The sequence below is a fragment of the Coprobacter sp. genome (assembly GCF_982436375.1).
This window is the reverse complement of record NZ_CEWDCG010000315.1, coordinates 1-2,114: the sequence shown is the minus strand read 5'-3', so window position 1 is coordinate 2,114 and position 2,114 is coordinate 1. Positions and strand designations below refer to the sequence as shown.

The following is a 2,114-nucleotide window of genomic DNA, read 5'->3' as shown; positions in this document are numbered from 1 at the left end:
TATCAAATTTTATTTCTTGCCAGCCATTTCCCGATTTAAAACATCCTGAAAAAACAGGAGATTCATTCGAAAGATTTAAGTTTTCACCCTTTTTACGATGCGTAAGCGGCTTTTGAACAAGCAATTGATCCAAAAGCGGCTTATCCAAACCTTCAGATTTCGCTTCTTTAGGACCGATAATATCAAAAACGAGGATTTCATTCTCTCCTTTTTTCAACCAACAACCCGGAACATAAAGCGTCTGTTGCGGACCGATTTCCCAAATGCGCCCTAATGCATAACCGTTGACATAGACCAGTCCCTTACCCCACGTCTCGAAATTCAAAAAGGTATCGCCAGGCTTTTTCACTTGAAAAGTCGCCCGATAACAGCCCGGAATACGCTGACCATATTTATCTTTTAACGACCGTATCGGGTGGAACTTCATTTTTTTATAAAATTCATAGGAATCTTCAATATTGAAAACTTCCCAATTCTTTAAATCGCAAATAAAAGGATACCCATCTATATTTATAGAAAGCTCTACGTTTTCCGTGATCCCCTTATAATCTTTAATTGCACGTCCAAAGTTAATGCGCCCCATAGCTTCTACAAGAATATCGAGCTGTGTTCCTTTCGGACATGCTGGTAAAGTAAGTTGTTTTTCTCCATTACGGCGATCCAGCTTTCCTATATATTTACCATTGACAAAGATTTGTGCATAATCGTGCGCCTCATTTACCGTAAGTTGTGCTGAAGAGGTTATTTCCGGTAAAATCGTACGATAAAGAATCGTACCGAATCCTTGATCATACTCTTCCATAGTGCGAATGTTTTTATCTTTTTTGGATATCGGTAAATTTGCAAATAACGGAGCGACTTCTGTAAATTGAAAAGCAGGAATACTAACAGATTTGATCATATCCGGCACTTTCGTCTGTTTCTCCCCATTCATATATTTTCCCAATGTTTTCCGTAACGCCCAATATTTGGGTGTAGTTTGCCCCGATTCGCTAATAGGGGCATCATAATCATAAGAAGTAACATCAGGGGCAAATCCCGGAGAGTTTGCTCCTGCCCAATGCCCCCAATTAGTTCCCCCGTGGGTCATATAGAGACTAAACGAAATGCCTTTCGACAGCATCTCGTCAATACCAGCTATCATGTCCGAAGCCGGTCGGGTTTCATGGTTAGCACCCCATTTATCGAACCAACCACTCCAAAACTCACTGCACATCAACGGGCTATCGGGACGAAGCTTTTTCAATCCTGCAAATTGCTGATCGATATTAGCACCCGTGCCGAAATTTATAGTCCAAAGTAAATCCGGCAAAGCATTTTTGGTAAAATTTGATGCCCAGTCACACTGAAATAATGTTACATCTCCAAAATTAGTACGTACAATATCACGTATCAGAGATACATATTCTTTACTTTCTCCGTAAGACCCGTATTCATTTTCTACCTGGACCATAATGATAGGTCCTCCATTCTGAATGGTCAATCCGCCAACTTGTCGTGCAACTTCCTGTTCAAATATATTTACGCGTTCTATAAAATACGGATCTGCTTCTCTCAGGCGTATATCTTTTTTCTTAAGTAACCACCAAGGTAATCCGCCCATCTCCCACTCGGCACAGACATACGGACCCGGACGTAAAATGACATACATATCATTTTGCTGACACAGCCTACAAAATGCAGCCAAATCATTTTGCCCGGTAAAATCAAACTCTCCCGGTCGAGGCTCATGCAAATTCCAAAACACATAGAGACATATCGTATTCATACCAAGAGCTTTACAAAGCTTGATGCGCTGTTCCCAATATGGTTTCGGTATGCGAGGGTAATGTAATTCTGCCGCTTTTATGATAAAAGGCTTGCCGTTCAATAGGAAAGTACCTTTCCCAACTTCAAAGCCAGATCGAGGCATTTCACCTTTTCGAATTTCATCATTTACATTAAATTTATCTTCATGGCAAACCTCGTATCTATAAACTGTATTCTTTGGGTTTTCCTCTCTTGACACAACAAAATCACTAACTAAACTATTCTTTGCCTCTATCACAAAGAGATTGCACACAATTCCAAACAATAAACTCAAAAATATATTTCTCATACAACCAGTATTAGAT

Annotated in this window: 1 protein-coding gene; it reads right to left on the bottom strand. The window is 39.9% G+C overall.

Annotated elements, in window-relative coordinates; translation table 11 throughout:
- On the bottom strand, positions 1-2,098 hold a 2,098-nt coding region (locus tag AC1WHX_RS12005; RefSeq protein WP_481229454.1), incomplete at its 3' end, for a glycoside hydrolase family 35 protein.
- Between the last annotated feature and the right edge of the window lie 16 nt (positions 2,099-2,114).